This window comes from Fundicoccus culcitae (genome assembly GCF_024661895.1).
Classification (GTDB): Bacteria; Bacillota; Bacilli; order Lactobacillales; family Aerococcaceae; genus Fundicoccus_A; species Fundicoccus_A culcitae.
In genome coordinates this window covers 2,385,632-2,406,500 of record NZ_CP102453.1, presented here as the reverse complement: position 1 = coordinate 2,406,500, position 20,869 = coordinate 2,385,632, and the positions used below count along the sequence as shown (strand labels likewise).

Annotated in this window: 14 protein-coding genes; 5 read left to right on the top strand and 9 right to left on the bottom strand. The window is 44.8% G+C overall.

Features of this window, described 5'->3' with window-relative positions; all coding sequences use genetic code 11:
- Nucleotide 1: 1 nt before the first annotated feature.
- The 5 genes from NRE15_RS10880 to NRE15_RS10860 all read right to left on the bottom strand — a co-directional run bounded on the left by NRE15_RS10880 (nt 2) and on the right by NRE15_RS10860 (nt 5,389).
- Nucleotides 2-952, bottom strand: a complete 951-nt coding sequence (locus NRE15_RS10880) for a DUF1177 domain-containing protein (protein ID WP_313792905.1) — start codon at nt 950-952, stop codon at nt 2-4.
- An 843-nt stretch (nt 953-1,795) separates the two neighbouring features.
- Nucleotides 1,796-2,611, bottom strand: a complete 816-nt coding sequence (locus tag NRE15_RS10875) for an ABC transporter ATP-binding protein (RefSeq protein WP_313792904.1) — start codon at nt 2,609-2,611, stop codon at nt 1,796-1,798.
- Nucleotides 2,612-2,626: 15 nt separating this feature from the next.
- On the bottom strand, nt 2,627-3,544 hold the full coding sequence (locus NRE15_RS10870; RefSeq protein ID WP_313792903.1) for an ABC transporter ATP-binding protein: 918 nt from the start codon (nt 3,542-3,544) through the stop codon (nt 2,627-2,629).
- A gap of 11 nt (nt 3,545-3,555) precedes the next feature.
- The gene (locus NRE15_RS10865; protein WP_313792902.1) at nt 3,556-4,431 is read right to left on the bottom strand and encodes an ABC transporter permease; all 876 of its coding nucleotides are present in this window, start codon (nt 4,429-4,431) and stop codon (nt 3,556-3,558) included.
- 1 nt (nt 4,432) lies between these two features.
- Complete coding sequence (locus NRE15_RS10860) at nt 4,433-5,389, bottom strand: ABC transporter permease (RefSeq protein WP_313792901.1); 957 nt, start codon at nt 5,387-5,389, stop codon at nt 4,433-4,435.
- 274 nt (nt 5,390-5,663) lie between these two features.
- Between NRE15_RS10860 and NRE15_RS10855 the strand changes: the two genes are divergently transcribed.
- Together NRE15_RS10855 and NRE15_RS10850 are read left to right on the top strand one after the other, a co-directional pair.
- Nucleotides 5,664-7,232, top strand: coding sequence for an ABC transporter substrate-binding protein (locus NRE15_RS10855; protein WP_313792900.1), 1,569 nt, complete (start codon nt 5,664-5,666; stop codon nt 7,230-7,232).
- 256 nt (nt 7,233-7,488) lie between these two features.
- Complete coding sequence (locus tag NRE15_RS10850) at nt 7,489-9,291, top strand: S9 family peptidase (RefSeq protein WP_313792899.1); 1,803 nt, start codon at nt 7,489-7,491, stop codon at nt 9,289-9,291.
- Here NRE15_RS10850 and NRE15_RS10845 read toward each other — a convergent pair.
- The 3 genes from NRE15_RS10845 to trkA form a co-directional block, all read right to left on the bottom strand.
- Nucleotides 9,288-9,872, bottom strand: coding sequence for a hypothetical protein (locus NRE15_RS10845; RefSeq protein ID WP_313792898.1), 585 nt, complete (start codon nt 9,870-9,872; stop codon nt 9,288-9,290). The genes NRE15_RS10850 and NRE15_RS10845 overlap by 4 nt on opposite strands.
- A 208-nt stretch (nt 9,873-10,080) precedes the next feature.
- Nucleotides 10,081-11,526 carry a TrkH family potassium uptake protein gene (locus NRE15_RS10840; protein ID WP_313792897.1) on the bottom strand — a complete coding sequence of 482 codons (1,446 nt, stop codon included), beginning with the start codon at nt 11,524-11,526 and terminating at the stop codon, nt 10,081-10,083.
- Between the two features lie 15 nt (nt 11,527-11,541).
- Nucleotides 11,542-12,894: a Trk system potassium transporter TrkA gene (trkA, locus tag NRE15_RS10835; protein WP_313792896.1), complete on the bottom strand. Its 1,353-nt coding sequence runs from the start codon at nt 12,892-12,894 to the stop codon at nt 11,542-11,544.
- A gap of 245 nt (nt 12,895-13,139) precedes the next feature.
- On the opposite strand from trkA, the gene NRE15_RS10830 reads away from it, so the two are divergent.
- Together NRE15_RS10830 and NRE15_RS10825 are read left to right on the top strand one after the other, a co-directional pair.
- Nucleotides 13,140-13,784 carry an HAD hydrolase-like protein gene (locus NRE15_RS10830; RefSeq protein WP_313792895.1) on the top strand — a complete coding sequence of 215 codons (645 nt, stop codon included), beginning with the start codon at nt 13,140-13,142 and terminating at the stop codon, nt 13,782-13,784.
- 7 nt (nt 13,785-13,791) lie between these two features.
- Nucleotides 13,792-14,055: a DUF1294 domain-containing protein gene (locus NRE15_RS10825; RefSeq protein ID WP_313794991.1), complete on the top strand. Its 264-nt coding sequence runs from the start codon at nt 13,792-13,794 to the stop codon at nt 14,053-14,055.
- 1,579 nt (nt 14,056-15,634) lie between these two features.
- Here NRE15_RS10825 and NRE15_RS10820 read toward each other — a convergent pair.
- Nucleotides 15,635-19,921: a 2-hydroxyacyl-CoA dehydratase gene (locus NRE15_RS10820; RefSeq protein WP_313792894.1), complete on the bottom strand. Its 4,287-nt coding sequence runs from the start codon at nt 19,919-19,921 to the stop codon at nt 15,635-15,637.
- A gap of 217 nt (nt 19,922-20,138) precedes the next feature.
- Here NRE15_RS10820 and NRE15_RS10815 point away from each other — a divergent pair, with 217 nt between their 5' ends.
- Nucleotides 20,139-20,744, top strand: a complete 606-nt coding sequence (locus tag NRE15_RS10815; RefSeq protein WP_313792893.1) for a TetR/AcrR family transcriptional regulator — start codon at nt 20,139-20,141, stop codon at nt 20,742-20,744.
- The last annotated feature ends 125 nt before the right edge of the window (nt 20,745-20,869 follow it).

Genomic DNA, 20,869 nt, shown 5'->3' with positions numbered 1-20,869 from the left:
TTTATGCCTCCTCTGCTACTTTGCCGGGGGTTTGTAGATGTTTCATCGAGCCATAGAGGGATTGAATTAAGTCAAATTCTTCGGCGTCATAAAAATCACATGTGTCGGCGGTGAAGCGTTTAGCCACTTCAATGCCGAATCGGATGACTTCTTCGACGTCGACTAAATGCGTTGCACCGGATGCGGATCCAGCAACGGCTACTTCTGTGGTAATGGCGACACCAATTACCGGTGCGTTCGTAGCCACAGCGGGTTGCATGAGGCTGTTAATATGGAACAAGCCGTTACCGTATGGGGTAATATCTTGCATAGTAATCGGCATAGTAACAGGTAATTTACCGGTTGTTTGTTGACTAATATTAAGGATGTCATTGCTCATTTTTAAAATATAGCCTTCTTTGACCGTTGGGGTTAAGGCAAAGCCGCGGTGATTGATGACATAATTTCCTTTAGTGGTATCAATGGTCAAAACGGCATCCATTTCATCGGACACTTCGTATTGATTCATGGTCAAAATATCTACCGGCGAACCCATAAATGGGACAGGTTCATGGGGTTGCGTTGGTGCGGTTGGACAAATATGTGTGCTTACAATAACATCACCTTCTAAGCGATCGCCTTTTTCAGACATGGAAAGCAATTTAGCTGCGATAGCGATGGCTGACAAAGCGCCATCACCGTCTGATACAAATCCAATCACTTCTGGGCGGGCACCAATACCCCCTAAACGGCCAACGATACCCAAGGTTGGCGCTTGACCACCTTTGGTTTTCCCGTTTGAGCCTGCAATTTTTATGCTAATAAAGTCGGTTGACCCTTTTTCTCCATAAACCGTCTCCACATGTATGTCGCCGTTTCGTGAGATACTTTCAAGATAGGTTTTGATCCCTTGGCCGTTAATCGTGATATCATCCATTAATTCGTAAACTTCAATTGCATATTTTAATGACATATTCATCCTTCTTTCTCGTAAATTGATTTAGGGGTAATGTTGGTTTGCTTGTTGGAAAATAAATATCCCGTTATAGCCGTCACTCTCGGTGACATTTCATCATGCTGGCAAGCTGTTGATGTAGCAGCTAGTTATTCTACACGGCCTAGCTTTAGGTGCGTAGTCGATTGTTGCTATATAAATCCTATCTGTATAAGTGGGGAGTGAACGAGCTATGGCCCGAATACGGCTTTGCGGGTCATTGCTAGTAAGAGGGAAGTGAGTGACCTGTATTTTTTACCAAATCACATCATATTCCCAAATTTGCCGTAAGATGAACATGGATTATTCGGGCTAAGTTTTCTACTTATAGGTGGCACTATCGGTTTGGGCTTCTAAGCTAAGCGGGAAGTGATAGGTCGTCTTTCAATGCTTAGTTAAGTTATTGTCATATGTAAATATTTGAGTGACAATAACGTTTCCTCATTTACCTTTTACTTTTTTACCCGGATTTTGGACAGAATCAAGTTATTCTGTCCTTTTTTACTTGGATTTTGGACAGAATAGGTTATTCTGTCTTTTGCTACTTGAGCAGATGACAGATTAAGGTTATTCTGTCTTTTGCTACTTGAGCAGATGACAGATTAGCTTTATTCGGTCACGAAAATGAGTCATTTGATGACCGATTAGCTTCATTCGACCGCCTTCCCCTTCCTGCTTCCCGCCGCAAGCGAGTTAAAGTGGAATATTCTAACTGAGTTTGTTCCACTTAATCCAGTAAGTGGAACAACCCAAACCCGTTTGTTCCACTTTCATCTCTAGCATCACCCCACCGACCCACCAGTCGCGGCCTTGTGGTATTTATTAAGTGGTCCTTAAATAAGGGCTGCTGATGGGGATGGCGCTCAGTAAGGAGCGGGTGTAGCTTGCTTGTGGGTTGTCGTAGATTTCCTTGGCGTCGTTGAGTTCAACGATTTTGCCTTGGTTCATGACGGCAATGCGGTCGCACATGTAGCGCACCACGTTCAAGTCGTGTGAGATAAAGAGATAGGTCAAGCCGAGTTCTTCCTGCAAATCATTCAAAAGATTCAAAATCTGGGCTTGAACTGACACGTCTAGAGCCGAAACGGATTCGTCCAAGATGAGCAGTTCGGGCTCTAAGGAAATGGCCCGCGCGATATTGATCCGTTGCAGTTGCCCGCCTGAGAATTCGTGGGGATATTTATTCAGGGTGGACTTGGGCAGACTCACGTAATCGAGCAGGGTGGCGACGCGTTGCGTGCGTTCGGCCGTGGTGCCGATGTTGTGAATGGCAAAAGGCTCCAGCAAAGAAAACTCGATGGTCTTGCGCGGGTCAAGCGTACCGTAAGGGCTTTGAAAGACCATTTGGACTTGCTTGCGGTAGTCCATCAGTTGCGCTTTGTTGGCCGAGGCTAATTCTTGATCATAATAATAAATATCCCCTGCCGTCGGACGGATGAGTTGATTCACCAAGCGGGCCACGGTCGATTTACCACTGCCCGACTCGCCTACGATACCGAAGGTTTCGCTTTTGTAAATATCAAAGGAGACATCGTCGACCGCTTTTATCGATTCTTGTTGGCGTTGAAAAGGGTGGCTGCGGGGTAATTTATAATATTTTTTGATGTTCTTAACGCTGATAATGGTTGACTTTTCCATCGTATCCTCCCTTTCTTAGTCCTGTGTAAATTGGGCCACTAGATGGCCGGGTTCGACTTCTTGCATGTCGAGTTGGGTTTCTTGTTGCATATCCTGAACGAAAGCACCGTATGGAATGGTTGGCAAATGGGTATCTTTAATGGTTTCTTGGTTAATTTGTGATTTCAACAGGCCAATAGTATAGGGGTGGACGGCGTTGTCGTAAATTTGTTTCACCGTTCCGCTTTCAACCACATGGCCTTTAAACATGACCACCACGCGGTCGCAAGTTTCCCAAATAACGCCTAAATCGTGGGTAATCATAATAATGGAATTGCCGGTTTCTTTTTGCAGGTCTTTGAGCAGGGTTAGAATTTGCGCTTGAATGGTTACGTCTAGAGCGGTGGTTGGTTCATCGGCAATCAGTAACTTTGGATTGCAAATTAAAGCCATAGCAATCATCACCCGCTGGCGCATCCCGCCTGAGAATTCATAAGGATACATTTTAATGCGGCGCTTGGCGTCTTTAATACCGACCTTTTCAAGCATTTCCAGCGATAGGTCTTTGGCTGCTTGTTTAGAAATGTTGCGGTGGGCACGGACCGTTTCGACCAATTGGTTTTCAACAGTGAAAACCGGATTTAAGGTGGTCATGGGATCTTGGAAAATCATGGAAATATCATTGCCGCGCAAAGGCTGAAATTCTTTTTGGCTTAAACCTATTAAATTTTTGCCTTCAAAAGTCATTTCATCGGCGATGACTTCGGTGTTTTTGCTATGTAATCCCATAATCGAGGTGGCGGTAACACTTTTACCTGAGCCTGACTCCCCCACAATCCCAACCGTTTCATGGGTGTTGACGGTTAAGTCGACGCCTTTAATGGCATGGAAGGCTTGTTTGTGACTCCCTTTAAAGGTGACATGTAGACTTTTGATCCTTAATAATTCACTCATACAATCACTCCTTAATCATTCAACTTTGGATCGAGGGCGTCACGAATGCCGTCACCCAGGATATTTATTCCAAGAACGGTAATTAAAATGGCTAAACCTGAGATGGTGGCAATTTCGGGATTTAAAAAGAGGAAGTTGCGGCCGTCGTTGAGGATGGAGCCCCAAGACGGTGTTGGCGGTTGAATACCCAAGCCCAGAAAGCTCAGCGAGGCCTCGGAAATGATTGCGCCGGCCACGCTCATGGTGCCGTGGACCACCAAGGGTCCCATCGAGTTAGGCAAAATGTGATGCCACATTATGCGCCAATTACTAGCACCTAGTGAGCGTTGCACTTCGATATATTCTTCTTCTTTGACACTCAAGACTTGCCCGCGGACAATCCGGGTAAAGCCCGGGATATTACCAATCCCTATGGCGATAATCACGTTCAGCAAGCCTTGTTCAAGGACGGTCATTAATAAAATAGCTAATAAAATAAAGGGAAAGGCTGAAAAACCATCCATAATCCGCATGATGACGTTATCGATAATCCCTCCGAAATAGCCGGCAATCAGGCCTAACAAGCTCCCAATCACACCACCGATTAAAACCGCCGACAGGCTGACAATCATGGAAACGCGTGCCCCATACACAATCCGGCTGAACAAATCGCGCCCATAATTATCAGTCCCTAATAGGAAACCATCTTGCCCAGGTTTTCTAAAGGCCATTAAGGTGTCGATTTTGTTAGGGTCATGCGTGGCAATATACGGCGCAAAGATGGCAACCAGTAAAACGATGGTCACAATGGCTAAGCCTATCATAGCTAGCTTGTTGCGCATTAATTTTTTGAAGAAGCCGGGACGGAATTCTTCGCTTTTTACTTCGACGATTGCTGTTTGTTCCATCTTATTTGCCCCCTCCTTCGTAAGAAATTTTCGGATTGACGACTTTATATAGAATATCGATAATCAAATTGGTTACCACGTAAATCAAAGCAATAAATATCACGACCCCTTGCACAACACCAAAGTCCCCCCGATTAATTGCATCGGTCACCAAGCGTCCCATGCCCGGCCAAGAAAAGATGGTTTCCGTTAAAACCGATCCGCCGAGTAGACTGGCCACTTGCATACCGAGAACGGATAAAATTGGGTTAAGGGCATTTTTCAAGGCGTGTTTCCACACGACTTTATTTTCAAGGAGACCTTTGGCTCTAGCCGTCCGGATATAATCTTGCGATAAAACATCTAGCATACTGGAGCGTGTAATTCGAGCAAAGTTAGCCATTGGAATGGTGGCTAAGGTCACACTCGGTAGGATCAGATGTTTAAAGAAGACATCGGCGCCTTGTGACCAATCGCCCATACCGGTTGCCGGTAACCAACCTAGGTTGACACTGAAAATTAAAACCAGCATGACGCCTAGCCAAAAGACTGGCATGGAAACACCCACTAAGGAAATCACCATAACTAAATAATCGACAAAGGTGTTACGTTTATAAGCTGAAAGAATACCAGCGGGTACACCCACAACTAAGGCAATGATTAAGGCCGAAACAGTTAAAATCACGGTGTTGGGGAAACGTTCAGCAATTAAATCCACCACATTCATATTGTAAGCATAGGAATAACCTAAATCGCCTCGGAGTAGATTACCTAAATAATTGATAAATTGTTCCCAAATCGGTTTATCTAACCCCATCACGATGCGCATATTTTCAATTTCGGTGGCATTGGCTTGTGGTCCTAAAATGGAAGCAGCCGGATCACCAGGTAAAATGCGCGTAACGCCAAAAACAATAATGGCAACAATTAAGAGTGTAGGGAGTATATTTATTACACGATTTATAATGTATCTTGTCATTCTTTCTCCTCCTATGCCTGATTAGTTTTCACTATGTGAAATCTATTTGCATTTTATGTTCATAATTCTAACACATTCATTTTTAATGTAAATATTTTTCTTTAATATTTCTCATTAAATTTTTACTTAAACAATATTTAATCCGTTATTTTTGTTTACAATTAAATTTATTCGTGGTATATTTTATTAAAATTAAGTGAGAACGATTTGGAGCGTTTTTGGTTTTCACTATTTGAAATTAATTTGCTTAATGCAAAATCAAGGAGGAACAAACATGAATAGCCTTAAAAAACTATCTCTCATGTTAGTCGCAACCGTCTTATTACTTACTGGATTCAACGGGCGCGTTTATGCACAAGATGAAGCAGCCACGCAAGGTGGTACGCTCAATATTGGTTTATCCGCCAACCCTAGTTCCCTTGACCCTGTCACTTATACCAGTCAATATGAATCCAATGTCATCCGCCAAATCGGAAATACCTTAATTACTTATAGTAATGATTTCAGCGAGTTTTTACCTTCATTGGCTACCGATTGGGAAATATCGGAAGATGGGTTAGTTTATACCTTTAACCTTCGTGACGATGTACATTTCCAACCTGGTGAATACCAAGATGGCCGTTTAATGACAGCTGAAGATGTAAAATTCAGTTTAGAGCGTTCCGTCAATGATTCAGCTTTAAATCGCTTAAGTGGTGTTGCTTCTGTAGAAGTGATTGATGATACAACCGTTGCGCTACATCTTGATACCCCGAACGCTGCTTTGTTAGCGATGTTAACCGACGTAGGTAATATTATTGTTCCTCAAGAAGAAGTTGAAGGCTGGGGCGATCAATTCGCACAACACCTTGTGGGTACTGGACCTTTCATGTTAAGCAATATTGTTTCTGGTCAACAAATTGATTTAGTTCGTCACGATGGTTATTGGGGACCAACACCTAATCTGGATGGGGTCACCTTCAAAGTCATTAGTGATACCAACATGATGGCCAACTCATTATTATCAGGTGATATCCATATTGCGACCGATGTCCGTATGCAAAACCGTCAAATCGTTGAACAAGCCCAAGGCGTACGCTTAGAAAGTGTTCCTGGTATGTCAACGACTTACTTAGATATGAATAACGTTCAAGGTCCTACAGCTGATCCAAAAGTACGTCAAGCTATCTATATGGCAACCAACGTCGAAGAAATCGTAAATGGTGTGAACCAATGGGGTGGCGCGGAAGTTTCTTACTCTCCTCTACCTAAAGCCTCTTGGGGTTACATGGAAAACGCCAGTGATTTTATTCCTGCTTATGACCCAGAAGCCGCTAAAGCCTTATTAGCTGAAACCGACTATCCTGATGGTTTCGAAATTGACTTGTATTTAGCGGAAGCCCGTGTGCCTTATGCCACTATTTTCCAACAACAAATGCAAGAAAACTTAAACATCAAAGTAAATATCAACGTCCAAGAGTGGGGTACGTATAGCCAAACCGTGTCTAGTAATAGTGCTGGTATGAACATCGGTGGCTGGTCATGGTTCCCAGATCCCTACTTCTACCTTAACCAAATCTTCCATTCTAACAGCATTGGTTCGTTAGGAAATGGTCGTGGTTACTCTAACGAAGAAGTGGATGCTTTATTGGATGAAGCCTTAATCGAAACGGATCAAGCCGTTCGGACGGACTTATATAAACAAGTACAAGAAATTGTTTTAGGTGACTACTCACGCATCGAGTTGGAATTATCTGAAACAGCCAATGGTATCTCTGATAGTGTTCAAGGTTACAGTGTGTTAGCCAACAACTCAATCATTATCGTTGATAGCAATGGCGTGAATGTTTCTTTAAATCAATAGTAGATATTGCTAACAGGTTGCGACTAACCTAGCGCTACACATTTTCCGGACTTTTATTTCTTATGTAAAAGTCCGGTTTTTTATATTTTACGAGGAGGACACTATGAAAACTTTTCAAACGGCTGAGTCGCTTTATGACTTACATTATTTATCGGCCCCGTCGCTATCGGCGGATGAGGCGACGCTTTACTATGTTCACACGACAATCAATCGGGCCAACGATGGCTACCAATCGAGCATTGTCGCGCATTCGCTGGTGGATCATTTCGAAACCGTCCTGATTGAGAACGGCTTTTTAAATAAATATCCCCATTACTTAGAGGGGTCTTTGCTTTATGTATCAAATGCCAGTGGCTTGGAGCAGGTGTATTTATTTGATTTTGAAACAGGCGAGTCGCGGCAGTTGACGGCGTGTGCGCACGGGGTGACTTCCTTGGCGGTCAATGCAGCCAAGGGGTCGTTTTTGTTCACGACGCAGCTGGGTGAGGAAAGCACGCAATATAGCGCGAGTGGTGCACCCTTTTATCGTTACCATGATATGAAGATTTTGCAAGACGGGATGGGCTTTCTGGATAAGGGCTTGGCAAACTATTTGTGTGAGTATGACTTGGCTTCGGGTGAGGTCGAAGTGTTGACGCCACAGTCGACGGGTTATGGTTTGCGCCGCGTGGTGTCGGTTTCGGCGGATGGTGAGTCTTACGTCTTGGAGCAGTTGCGGGAGCCTAGGAGCGACTATAATTTTGATACAGGTTTGGTTATCTACGACCGTCGCACCAAAGCCGTGACTTGGTTGACAGAGGCGTTTCCGACCGGGATTTTTGGTGAGGCGGTGTTTTCGCCTGATCAATCTAAGCTGGCATTTATTGGGAATCCCTTGCCTTATGAAACCTCCAATCAGTTTCAGTTGTATGTATTTGATTTTGAAAAAGGGGTTTTGAGGCAGTTGGCGGCGGACAAGGATGTGCAGTACGGCGATAACAGTGTGTCGGATGTGTATCAAAATGTGGCAACGCCTTTCATTCAATGGGCACCGAGCGGGGACGTTTTTTATGTGGTCACGTCCGAATACGGGCAAGTTTTGTTGAATGAGGTGACGTTGGATGGCGACATACGGGTGCTTTCGCCTGAGCGGGCGGTGGTCAAGGAGTTTGTGGTGAAGGCGGATGGCCGTTTGTTGGCGGTCATGAGTCAACCAACACAGCCGGTCGGACTGTATCATTTTGTCGACGGTGACTGGCTTCCGTTGCCCACCCAGGTGGCGGCGGTTTATGACGGGGTGGCTTTGGCGGATTATACGGAAATGACTTTGACGGCGGCGGATGGCGGTGTGATTCATGGCTTGTTGTGTTTGCCCTTGGATTTAGATGTTAATCATAAATACCCCCTGATTCTGAACATTCATGGCGGTCCTTATACGATGCATGCTTGGAACTTCTACCATGAGGCGCAATATTTGGCAGCCAATGGCTATGCGGTCTTGTTGGTGAACCCGCGTGGGAGCTATGGCTATGGTCAAAAGCATACGAAAGGGGTTTATGAGCGTTATGGCAAGGAAGATTATACGGATTTAATGGCGGCGGTGGATGATGTGGTTGCGCGGTTTAGTTGGGTGGATAGCGAGCGTTTGTATGTAACGGGTGGTAGTTACGGTGGTTACATGACCAACTGGATTGTGACGCAAACGCAGCGGTTCAAGGCGGCGGTGTCGCAACGCAGTATGTCCAACTTTGTTTCCATGTTTGGTACGAGTGACATTGGTTATTATTTTTACAAGGATGAGATGGGCTTGGATATTTCACAGCCTGAGCGTTTGTGGGAAGTTTCGCCCTTGGCTTATGTGGATCAAGTGGAAACGCCCCTGTTGTTGTTGCATGCTAAAGATGACTTACGGTGTCCCTTGGAGCAAGCGCAGCAATTTTATATTGGCTTGAAGCATTTTGGTCGCGAAGCCGAATTGATGGTTTTCCCCAATTCCAGCCACGAACTTTCTCGCAGTGGCCGCCCTTCCTACCGCGTGGTACGCTTAGAGGCGATGTTGGGGTGGTTTGAGACGTATTAGGTTGGTTGGAGGGGTAAAGCGCTTAGTAGGTGTGTTGGTTTAGGGGAAAGTCCGGCATTTCGGAGAAATCTGGCGCTTTTACTTATTTGCCGGACGTCGTTTGCTGAGGTGTGCCGGCAAGTCCGGTTGACGGACGTCCCGCGAAAATGACGTCCGGCTTTTTGGAGAAATCTGGCGCTTTTACTAATTTGCCGGACGTCGTTTGCTGAGGTCTTCCGGCAAGTCCGGTTGGCGGACGTCCCGTGAAAATGACGTCCGGCTTTTTGGAGAAATCTGGCGCTTTTGCTTATTTGCCGGACGTCGTTTGCTGAGGTGTGCCGGCAAGTCCGGTTGGCGGACGTCCCGCGAAAATGACGTCCGGCTTTTTGGAGAAATCTGGCGCTTTTACTTATTTGCCGGACATCGTTTGCTGAGGTGTGCCGGCAAGTCCGGTTGGCGGACGTCCCGTGAAAATGACGTCCGGCTTTTTGGAGAAATCTGGCGCTTTTACTTATTTGCCGGACGTCGTTTGCTGAGGTCTTCCGGCAAGTGCGATTGACGGACGTCCCGCGAAAATGACGTCCGGCATTTCGGAATGGCACACTATATTATCCATTTTATTGAGTGCTTTCCCCAGAGCGCTCAGGTCGTGCCATCATTTCAAGGCTGTTCCTGTGTGCGCTCTACCTCACGTGAGTCTTTCGTACACATCCAAGCCCGTCCAACTCACCCACTCCTCCTTCTAAGCAGCACTAAAAACGAACCCCCCACCGCGAAATAGGCGGTGGGGGGTTGTAGCAGTGATATTTATTAGCGGCGCCAGGTGCGAGGGGCGAATAGGATGAGGATGGGGAATAGCTCAAGGCGGCCGGCTAGCATGCTAAAGGACAGAACGACTTTGGTGAAGTCGTTGAGGGAGGCGAAGCTGTAGGCGGGACCGAATTGGCCTAGGGCTGGGCCGACGTTGTTTAATGTGGTTGTGACCGCGCTGAAGCCGGACAGAAAGTCAGGGGCGTCGAGGTTGGTGACCAACAGTAATAAGAAAAATAGGCACATGTAAACAACGAAATAACTGGATAGACCTTGTTTAGATTCTTTGGTTAGAGGTTTGCCATCAAATTTGACGGTTAAGACCCGATGCGGTTGGACAACTTTACGGATTTCAGCGATGGCAAATTTCAAGTACAGGATCACACGGGAGGCTTTTAACCCCCCAGCGGTTGAGCCGGAACTACCCCCGACGAACATGATTAAAAGCAGGACGGTTTGGGAAAACAGTGGCCATTGACCAAAGTCAGCGGTTGAAAAACCACTGGTTGAAATCACTGAGCTAACCGCAAAGACGACATCGCGCACTAAAGTTGAAAACGAATCGTAGCTTGGCCATAAGTTGAAACTAATTAAGACAATGGCTGCTAAGATGATTAGTAAAAAGCCACGAAGTTCTTCACTTTTTAGGGCTTGCTTGGCTTGACCGATTAAAATCATATAGTACAAGTTGAAGTTGATGGCAAACACAATCATACCAATCGCCATAATCCATTCGGCGGTTGGGTTTTGGTAAGGGGCGACACTCCCGACTTTAATCCCGAAGCCCCCTGTTCCGGCAACCCCGAAGGCATGGAGCATGGAATCAAAGAGTGGCATGCCACTCCACCACAACAAGACAATTAACACGGCTGTCATCACTAAATAAATAATATACAAAATACGCGCGCTGGATGATATTTTGGATACGAGCTTACCAAAGGTAGGCCCTGGGACTTCAGCTTTCATAATGTGAACCGATTGGGCATCAATTTGTGGCAAAACAGCCAAGGCAAAGACGAGAATCCCCATACCACCCACTAAGTGGGTAAAACTTCGCCAAAACAAGCTTGAATGCGATAAGAGTTCAACATTATCTAAAATACTGGATCCCGTCGTCGTAAACCCACTCGATGTTTCAAAAAAAGCATCGACTATGGAAGGAATATCCCCATTGATAACAAAAGGCAGTCCGCCAAAAAAGGAATACAAAATCCAGGTTAAAGCAACGATAACCAGACCTTCGCGAGCCGTGAGGCGGTTGCTTTTAGGTTTTTTCCACGCCAAGAGCTGGCCTAAGACAACCAGTAACACCATCACACTTATAAAACTGAGCTTATAGTTCCAACTTTCCGCATAAATAAAGCTGACAATCAAAGGTAAAATCATTAACAACGCTTCAATTTGCAAGAGACGCGCTATCACATAACGCACAATTCCAAGATTCATTTTAGTCAGTGCCTCCTAACGTAAAATGTCATCGATGTCATCCATCGTTGCCGCATTGGTCATAATAATTACATGGTCGCCCACTTCTAAGCGATCTTGACCGCTCGGAATAATGGTTTTATGATCACGCAAAATATAAGCAATTAAGGTATTATCTTTTAAGTTCAATTGTTCTAGCGGTGTATTCAGAACTTTACTAGAGTTATTTACTTTGAATTGAATCAGTTCGGCTTGATTATCCGACAAACGGTAAAGTTCCTCTAAATAGGAAACGGATGGGTTGCCAAGACTGCGGACAAAGCGCAAAATTGAATTGGCGATCAAACGTTTTGGCGTAATAATCGTGTCGAGGCCAAAGTTTTTGAATAACGAAAATAAGGCTTCGCGGTTGACTTTCGTAATCACCTTAGACACGCCTTGTTGTTGGGCAAACAGCGAGGCCATAATATTTTCCTCGTCAATGCCTAAGAGCGAAACAAACACATCGTAATTACCGACACCTTCTTGCAGCAAGAGTTCTTGTTCGGTACTGTCCCCTAAAATGACTTCCACTTCCGGGAAAGCCGCACTCAATTGCTCAGCAGCCTCTTCCTTCCATTCAATCACTTTAATGTCTAGATGGAATTCACGTAAGTAATTTAATAAATAATAAGTCAAACGCCCGCCACCAATAATCATCACCGATTTCAGGCGATGGCGTTCCGTCCGAATTTGTTGATAAAATTTATAAATATCATTTTGCGAACCTAAGACATCAATGCGGTCGCCAGCTTTTAAGGTATCGTTGGCATTTGGCACGATGACTTGATCCGATCGAACAATGGCACACACCAATAAATCGCCAAATTTATCTTTAAAATCAGCCATCGTCACATTTTCAAGCGGACTGTCGGCTTTAACCACCACTTCTAAAAGTTCGACATCACTGCTCATGAATTTTTGAGCATGCACAACCGTTGGAAATTTAATCATATGTGAAATAGTTTTCGCTGCTTCTTGTTCAGGATTAATCATTAAATCAATGCCTAAACTTTCACTGACTTCATGCGCGTGTTGCGAATACTCCGGATTTCTCACGCGGGCTACCGTATAACGGGCACCAAGACTTTTAGCGAGGATGCTCGCAATGATATTTATTTCATCGGTATCTGTCACGGCAATAAATATATCCGTTTTATTAATACCCACTTCCTGCTGGATTTCATAGCTCGCAGCATTGCCAATCACTCCAGATAAATCATAACGACTCATTAATTGATCAAAAATGGTTTCGTTTGTTTCAATTAACATCACATCATGTTTTTGTGAAGTTAATTCAGCACACAGCACCGATCCTACTTTTCCTCCACCAGCAATCACAATTTTCATGTTAAGTTTCCTTTCACTTTATCAATCTTTAAATAAATTTAACTTAGCTTATTCTACTCCTTTAAATAAATATAGCAAGCAATTTTTTGAAAAACAACCCTCTATAAAAATGTTGATTCACAATTATGCTCAATCATTATAACTAGGGCTTTATATCCGTTTTTTAGTGTCTGTTCAATAAAGTCCAAGTGTGCTATATTGATTTTAATAAACTTTGTATTGACACTGATTTAAGGAGGCTTTTCATGCAAAAACAAAACATCTTTTTTGATTTGGATGGGACACTGATTGATTCGAGTCCGGGGATATTTAGTGGGATTTCATACGCTTTGAAAAAAATGCAACGGGAAGATATCGACGTGGACGTTAAACGCCATTTCATCGGACCGCCTCTACAGCATTCTTTTGAGCAGCTCGATATGACCGCTTCGGAAGCGACCCAGGCGATTGGCTTTTACCGTGAATACTATAGCGACGCGGGTCTGATGGAGCTGTCTGTCTACGAAGGCATCCCCGAGGTGCTCGCTCACTTGGCGCAAACCCACACCCTGTACATCGCGACGTCAAAACCTGAAACCTTCGCCCAAAAAATATTACTGCAACTCGACCTCAGCCAATACTTCACCGCCATTTACGGAGCTTCTCTGGACGGCGTCCGCGCTTCCAAAGATGACGTTTTGGCATACGCCGTTGGTGCTGCTGGGTTGACGGACGTGACCGCCAGCGTGATGATTGGCGACCGCAAGCATGACATACTGGGAGCCGCACACCTTGGTATGGACAGCATCGGCGTCCTGTATGGCTTTGGCTCGTTGGACGAGTTGTCGGCGGCCGGCGCGACCGCAATCGTTGCATCCCCTTCCGATTTGCTTGAGCTGTTAGAACGGTAACCCCGTGATGCTCATTTTCTTACTTCTAATAAATATCACTGCTTTTGTTGTTTACTGGGTGGACAAACGCCGCGCAATCCACGGCAAGCGCCGTTTGAAAAACGCCTGGTTGCTGGGGCTGAGTTTGGTAGGTGGTTCCGTTGGCGGCCTGGTCGCAATGTATCTGTTCCGCCATAAGACACAGCAGAAAATATATGTTTATGGCTTGCCACTGATGTTGGTGGTGCAGGTGGTTGGGGCTGGGCTGTGGGCTTGGTGTGGCGGGTGGTGAGGCGGGTGGTGAGGCGGCCGCCAAATCAGCCTTTATTTGGGCATCGCGTATAGCCTTTTGTGGTTTCCATATACGCGTTTGCCTTTCGCGTATAGCCTTTTACGATTTCCATATACGCGTTTGCCTTTCGCGTATAGCCTTTTACGATTTCCATATACGCGTTTGCCTTTCGCGTATAGCCTTTTACGATTTCCATATACGCGTTTGCCTTTCGCGTATAGCCTTTTACGATTTCCATATACGCGTTTGCCTTTCGCGTATAGCCTTTTACGATTTCCATATACGCGTTTCCTAGTTGGTTTGATTCAAGCTTGTTAAACAAGGAACTAATAGGGTGATATTATCGTAATTTGCTTCCAACTTTAAACGGTAAGTGAAAGAGCGGTTGTTGCGATACTTCAACCCGATAAAAAGCTGATTCTCTTCGATGAATCCTATCGGAGTGATATTTTTGCAGAAATCTCTAGTTTAAAAATAGTTATTCAGGCCACTGCTATCGGAGCAGTGGCCCGAATAAACATTTTGCCTAATAATTATTATGAATTTCCTTTATAGGTGGGGTTGCATAGACTGACGGTCGCTTCCCGCTTACTCTAACTTCGATGAGTGGCACAGATGCACTCGGTAAATGCTACCTAATTGAATCGGCGTCATTGCGGACATGGCGTAAGCTAGCAAATGTCGTTGCGACTTGCCTTAGTAAGTTAGAAAAGTTATGCGGTAACTAAGTAGAAAGCCATAGCGCGAGACAACTTCAATTAATCTTGTCGGTAAGTGGGAAGTGACGGACCGCCCTATTGTCACTCAGATTTTTTCTCATGACAATAAGCCGTCCCATTGTCACTCAGATTTTTCCTCATGACAATAAACGTAAGTAGGAAGTGAAAGACCGTCAAATTAACAAGTCGCCTTTTTTTCTCCCATCCGCCTCTCAGACTTCTCTCTGGCGGTTGGGAAGGGCCATCCGCCTCTCAGACTTCTCTCTGGCGGTTGGGAGAGCCAATCCGCCTCTCAGGCTTCTCTCTGGCGGATGGGAGAGCCAATCCGCCTCTCAGGCTTCTCTCTGGCGATTGGGAGGTAAGCTGGAAGTGAGCGAACTTTAAATAAAGCTAATCGGTCACCAAATACCTAATTTCATGACCGAATAGCCTAATTTGTCGTTTATTTAATGGTCACACATTTCCCGCTTAGGTTCACGCACACAACAAGCGACATTTCTTGCGTGCGCCTGAGCTCGCGCACACAACAACTGCCTGAATATGTGTGCGCTCCACATCACGCTCACAACAAATGCTCCAATATGTGTGCGCCCACGTAAGTGAGAAATGACGGTTATTCACTTCCCACTTACAATAAACTACTATTTGGAATCAAAATAGCCATGAATCATCCTTCCAACCGCTGGAGAGGGATGGGGATTCGCTACCTAATTAAATCAACCCGTGCCTACACTTCCCACTTACCTTGTCGCGCGGGCAGTCATTATGAGAGCTCGTCTGCCCTAGCTGACTGAAAGTCGTACTCCTCTCAACGGTAAAAGCCCGACCACTGAGTGGTCGGGCTTTTATAGCAGAGGTATTTATTTAAAAGAACTTGCACTGGCTTTTTCGAGTTTTTTCTGGGCTTGGGCGAGCATTAGGCGGATGCGGTTCATTTGGTTGACTTCGGAAACGCCGGGGTCGTAGTCAATGGCGGTTAGGTTGGCGCCTGGGTATTGGCGGCGAATTTCTTTCATCATGCCGCGTCCTACCACGTGGTTGGGTAGGCAGCCGAACGGCTGGGTAATGACCACATTAGGCACGCCATGGTTAATGAATTGGATGATTTCGCCGGTCAAGTACCAGCCTTCCCCGGTGTGGGTGCCGACTGAAATAACACTTTCGGCTCCAAGGGCAATTTCTTCAATGGCGGTGAAAGGATCAAAATGTTTTGAGGCGGCTAGTGCTTTATTCATTGGTTTTTCACAGAACTGAATAAATTTGATGGCAAACTGAGCAATGGGTTTATTTATTTTTTTAAAGCCTAAATTGTCGGCTTTCCATTGCATGTTGTAGAGGCAATAGTTGGCAAAACCAATCAAATCAGGTACCACGGCTTCAGCGCCTTCGGCTTCGAGTAGTTCGACAATGCCGTTGTTGGCAGTTGGCGAATATTTCACTAGGATCTCACCGACAATCCCAACCCGTGGTTTAACCGCGTCAGTTCGAGGCAGGTTATCGAAATCGTCGATAATCATTTGCATATTTTTATTAAATTCACGCAGATTCCCATTTTTCACATTAGGTTGGACGCGTTCCAACCAATAGTCATATAGCGCATCGGCTGCTCCGGCTTCAAGCTCGTATGGGCGGGTCCGGTACAAGAGTTTTTGGAATAAATCGCCGTATAAAACGGCTACGCCGAGTCTAGCCAACATAGGTAAGCTATAGCGGAACCCTTCGTTGGTTTCTGTTCCTGCCACACCGGTAGAAACGGACACGACTGGCACTTGTGGGAAGCCAGCGTCACGCAGGGCTTTCCGCAACAGGGGAATGTAGTTGGTTGCCCGGCAACCGCCACCTGTTTGGGTCATAATTACAGAGGTATTATCGACATCGTATTTGCCACTCTTCAAGGCGTCAATCAGTTGACCGATGGTAATGATGGCTGGATAACAGGCATCGTTATTAACATAATTGAGGCCTTCGTTAATCCCTTGTTTCCCTGTATCTGTACCGATTTGTACCACTTGGTAACCACTGGCACGTAAGGCTTCATCAATAAGGCCTTCTTGATGGATAGGACTCATCATTGGAATTAATAAGGTATGTTTCTTCCGCATTTCTTTCGTAAAGACAATTTCCTCAGGCGTATCATATAATTTTTTAGCGGGTTGTTTGCCAATACTTCTTTCAATCATAGCAGCTTTCAAGGAACGAATCCGAATGCGGATAGCGCCTAAGTTCGAGCCTTCATCAATTTTCAGTAAAGTATGGATTTTTCCATATTGCTCCAAAATTTCTTGGACTTGTTCAGCCGTGATCGCATCAATCCCGCAACCAAAGGAATTGAGTTGCACTAATTCAAGGTTGGGTGTTTTACAGACGATTTTAGCGGCGGCATACAAGCGGGCATGATAAACCCATTGATTGACCACCCGCAAGCCATCGATATCGGTCAAATGACTAATCGAATCTTCGGTTAAAACATGGAAGCCTTCTTTGATCATCACATCAGCCACCCCGTGGTTGATTTCGGGATCGCTATGGTAAGGCCGTCCAGCCACTACAATGGCTTTTCCGTTTGGATGGTAACGCAGGTGACTTAACACTTCTTCCCCTTTGGCTTGGATATCGGCCCGGTAGCTAGACATTTCAGCAAAACCGGCTTCAAGAGCTGCAGCGACTTCGTCGCGACTCACGCCTTTATCTTGTAACATTTCGGTTAAGACATCGACCATATGTTCGCGGTTCATAAAATTCAAATGCGGTGAGCGGTAATCCACTAAGCCTTGCACAATTTCATCCACATTATTACGAATCACAGCCGGATAAGAAATAATGATGGGACAATTATAAGAGTTAGGCGCTTTGGATTCTTCTTGTTGTTCGTAATTGATGCATGGGTAGAAAATGAAATCACATTTCTTCCGGATTAAATCTTTAATGTGACCATGCGCTAACTTGGCTGGATAACACACGGTATCATCGGGAATGGAAGAAATTCCTTGTTCATAGATTTTTTTACTACTGCGATTTGATAAGCGCACTTGAAAACCAAGTTCTGTAAAGAAAGTGAACCATAAAGGATAATTCTCATACATATTCATCGCTTGAATCAAACCAACCGAACCCCGGGTCGCTTCCTTGTTTTTCAAAGGTTTGTATTGGAATAAGCGGTCGTATTTATAGGCCATTAAATTGTAGTTGGTGTTTTCCTTAATATCTTTAAAGGCAATACCCATCCCTTTTTGTTCGCCACGTTCACAACGGTTGCCCGAAACAAAGCGACGTCCATCATTAAATAAAGTAACGGTTAATTCACAATTATTTAAACATAAACCGCAACGGGTAAATTCTTTTCTGGCTGAAAAATTAGCCATTTCATCAGGTTGCATCAAGGTTGAAACATCACCGGGAACGTATTGGTTGGCAGCAATTAACGCACAGCCATAAGCCCCCATTAAACCAGCGATATTTGGTCGAATAACTTCACGGCCGGTAATTTGTTCAAAGGCCCGCAAGACGGACTCGTTATAAAAAGTGCCCCCTTGGCATAAGATTTTCTTGCCTAGGCGTTTAGGGTCTTGCACCTTAATCACTTTGTACAAGGCATTTTTAATAACTGAAATCGACAGACCCGCCGAAATATCCGCTATCGAAGCGCCTTCTTTTTGCGTTTGCTTAACCTTTGAATTCATAAAGACGGTACAACGTGAGCCTAAATCAACCGGCGCCTTGGATTTCAGGGCTTCTTTGGCAAAATCATACACATTATATTGCAAGGAAGCCGCCAGTGTTTCAATAAAACTACCACAACCGGATGAACAGGCTTCATTTAATTTAATGGCTGACAAAACGCCGTTGTGGATGGTCATGGCTTTCATATCTTGGCCACCAATATCTAAAATAAAATCCACGTCCGGTGAAAAATGTTCCGCCGCCTTGTAGTGACAGACGGTTTCAACTTCGCCTTCATCCACTTTTAACGCATTCTTAATCAAAGCTTCCCCATAACCAGTCGTCACCGCCCGCCCAATATACACATTCTCAGGCAATATCCGGTAGAGCTCCGTCAACATTTCCATAGACTTTTGCAAAGGATTCCCTTCATTACTGGAATAATCACTCCACAACAGCGTCCCTTCAGGGTCAATCAAAGTCATTTTAGTCGTGGTCGAACCCGCATCAATCCCGAGAAAAGCCACGCCCTCATAGTCTTCTAATGGCGCCTCTTCAACTTTCGCTTGGGCATGACGCTGACGAAAAGCGGCTAAATCTTCTTCACTTTCAAATAAAGGCTCTAAGGTATCCGTTGGCGCCAAATCCGGCGTTTTGTCGGAAGTCACCAAAGTATACAAATCATTGAAACTGGTCGTTTCCTTTTGTTTAGCGCTATTTAAAGCCGCCCCCATGGCCACATACAATTGCGGATCCTCTGGGAAAATAACATCTTCATCTTTTAATTTAAGGGTCGCGATAAACCGCTCGCGCAGTTCACTCATGAAATACAAGGGTCCACCCAGAAAGGCGACTTTCCCTTCAATCGTTCGCCCCGAAGCTAAACCGGTAATCGTTTGATTGACCACCGCCTGCAAAATCGAAGCAGCAATATCTTCTTTAGAAACGCCATCATTGATTAGCGGTTGAACATCGGTTTTAGCAAACACGCCACACCGCGACGCAATCGGATAAATTTTCTGATGCTTTTTAGCCAGCTCGTTGACCCCACTAGCATCCGTGTTCAACAACTGCGCCATCTGATCAATAAATGCCCCCGTACCCCCGGCACAACTGCCATTCATCCGTTGTTCAAGCGAATCCCCAAAAAAAGTAATCTTGGCATCCTCGCCGCCCAACTCAATGGACACGTCCGTTTCCGGAATCAGCGTTTCAACCGTCAACGAACACGCAATCACTTCCTGAATAAATTCAATATCCAAAACCTCAGAAATCCCCATCCCGCCCGAACCTGTAATCGAAATCCGAACCTCTTGATCACTAAATATCGCTGCGGCATCCTCAAACAGCAGTTTGGTGGCTTTTTTCACATCCGAATAATGCCGTTCATATTTTTTGTATAGGGTTTGATTCGCTTCATTCATGACGACCAGTTTAATAGTGGTTGAACCCACATCAATCCCTGCATTTAAAATCGCTGTACGCATACACTTGGCGCTCCTTTCATTACTATTGTTAAATAAGTCATTTTTATGCTATATTGAAACTATATACTACAGATGTTATTTTAGTTACATACTTTTATTTTATTAATAAATATTATTTATAGCAACCCTCAAACAGATACCCCCCGTTGTTTAAGCAACACTTCTTTTTATATGTTGGAAAACTTATTTATTTATTGGAAAGGCAGGCGTCAAATTAGTGACTAAAGAAGATTTGCGCGTTATGCGGACGCGAATGACCATCAACCAGGTATTTATTGAATTAGTCAAAGAAAAAGGTTTTGAAAATGTTTCAGTGAAAGATATTGCTGAAGCTGCCATGATTAACCGCTCCACCTTTTACAGCCATTACAAAGATAAATTCGACTTAATGCAGCAGTTGTTGATGAAAGCCTTAGAAGCGATGTCGACGTCTGAGTCGGGAAATTTATTAAAAGAAGACAATAAAATTTATGTCAAAGAAATTACCGATACGATTACGCGGATGTTGTTGATGGTTCAAGAGGAAAAAGATTTTTATTTTAGTTTGATTCAAAGCGTTGATTGGCGGATTTTGAAGGATACGCTGTGGGAAAGCGTGGTGAAAAATTACAAGGATATTCTGGACCGCTTGACGATCAAGGAGTCGGATTTGGAGATTCCGATCGAGGTGGTGGCCAATTACAGTATTTCGATTGTGATGAATCTACTGAATTGGTGGCTGAGTGATGATAATGACATGACCGCGGCGCAGCTGGCCCATTTGATGGTGAAGATGATTGGCAATGCCAATCTGACCGTGTTGGGCGTGGATATTGTGTTTTAGGGGGTGAGTGAGTTGGGTTGAGTAGGCTGGCGCGAGACAAATTGTGGCGAAATTGTCGGGCGCTTAGGGAGCGCGAGACAAATTATGGCGGAGTTGTCGCGTGCCTAGGGAGCGCGAGACAAATT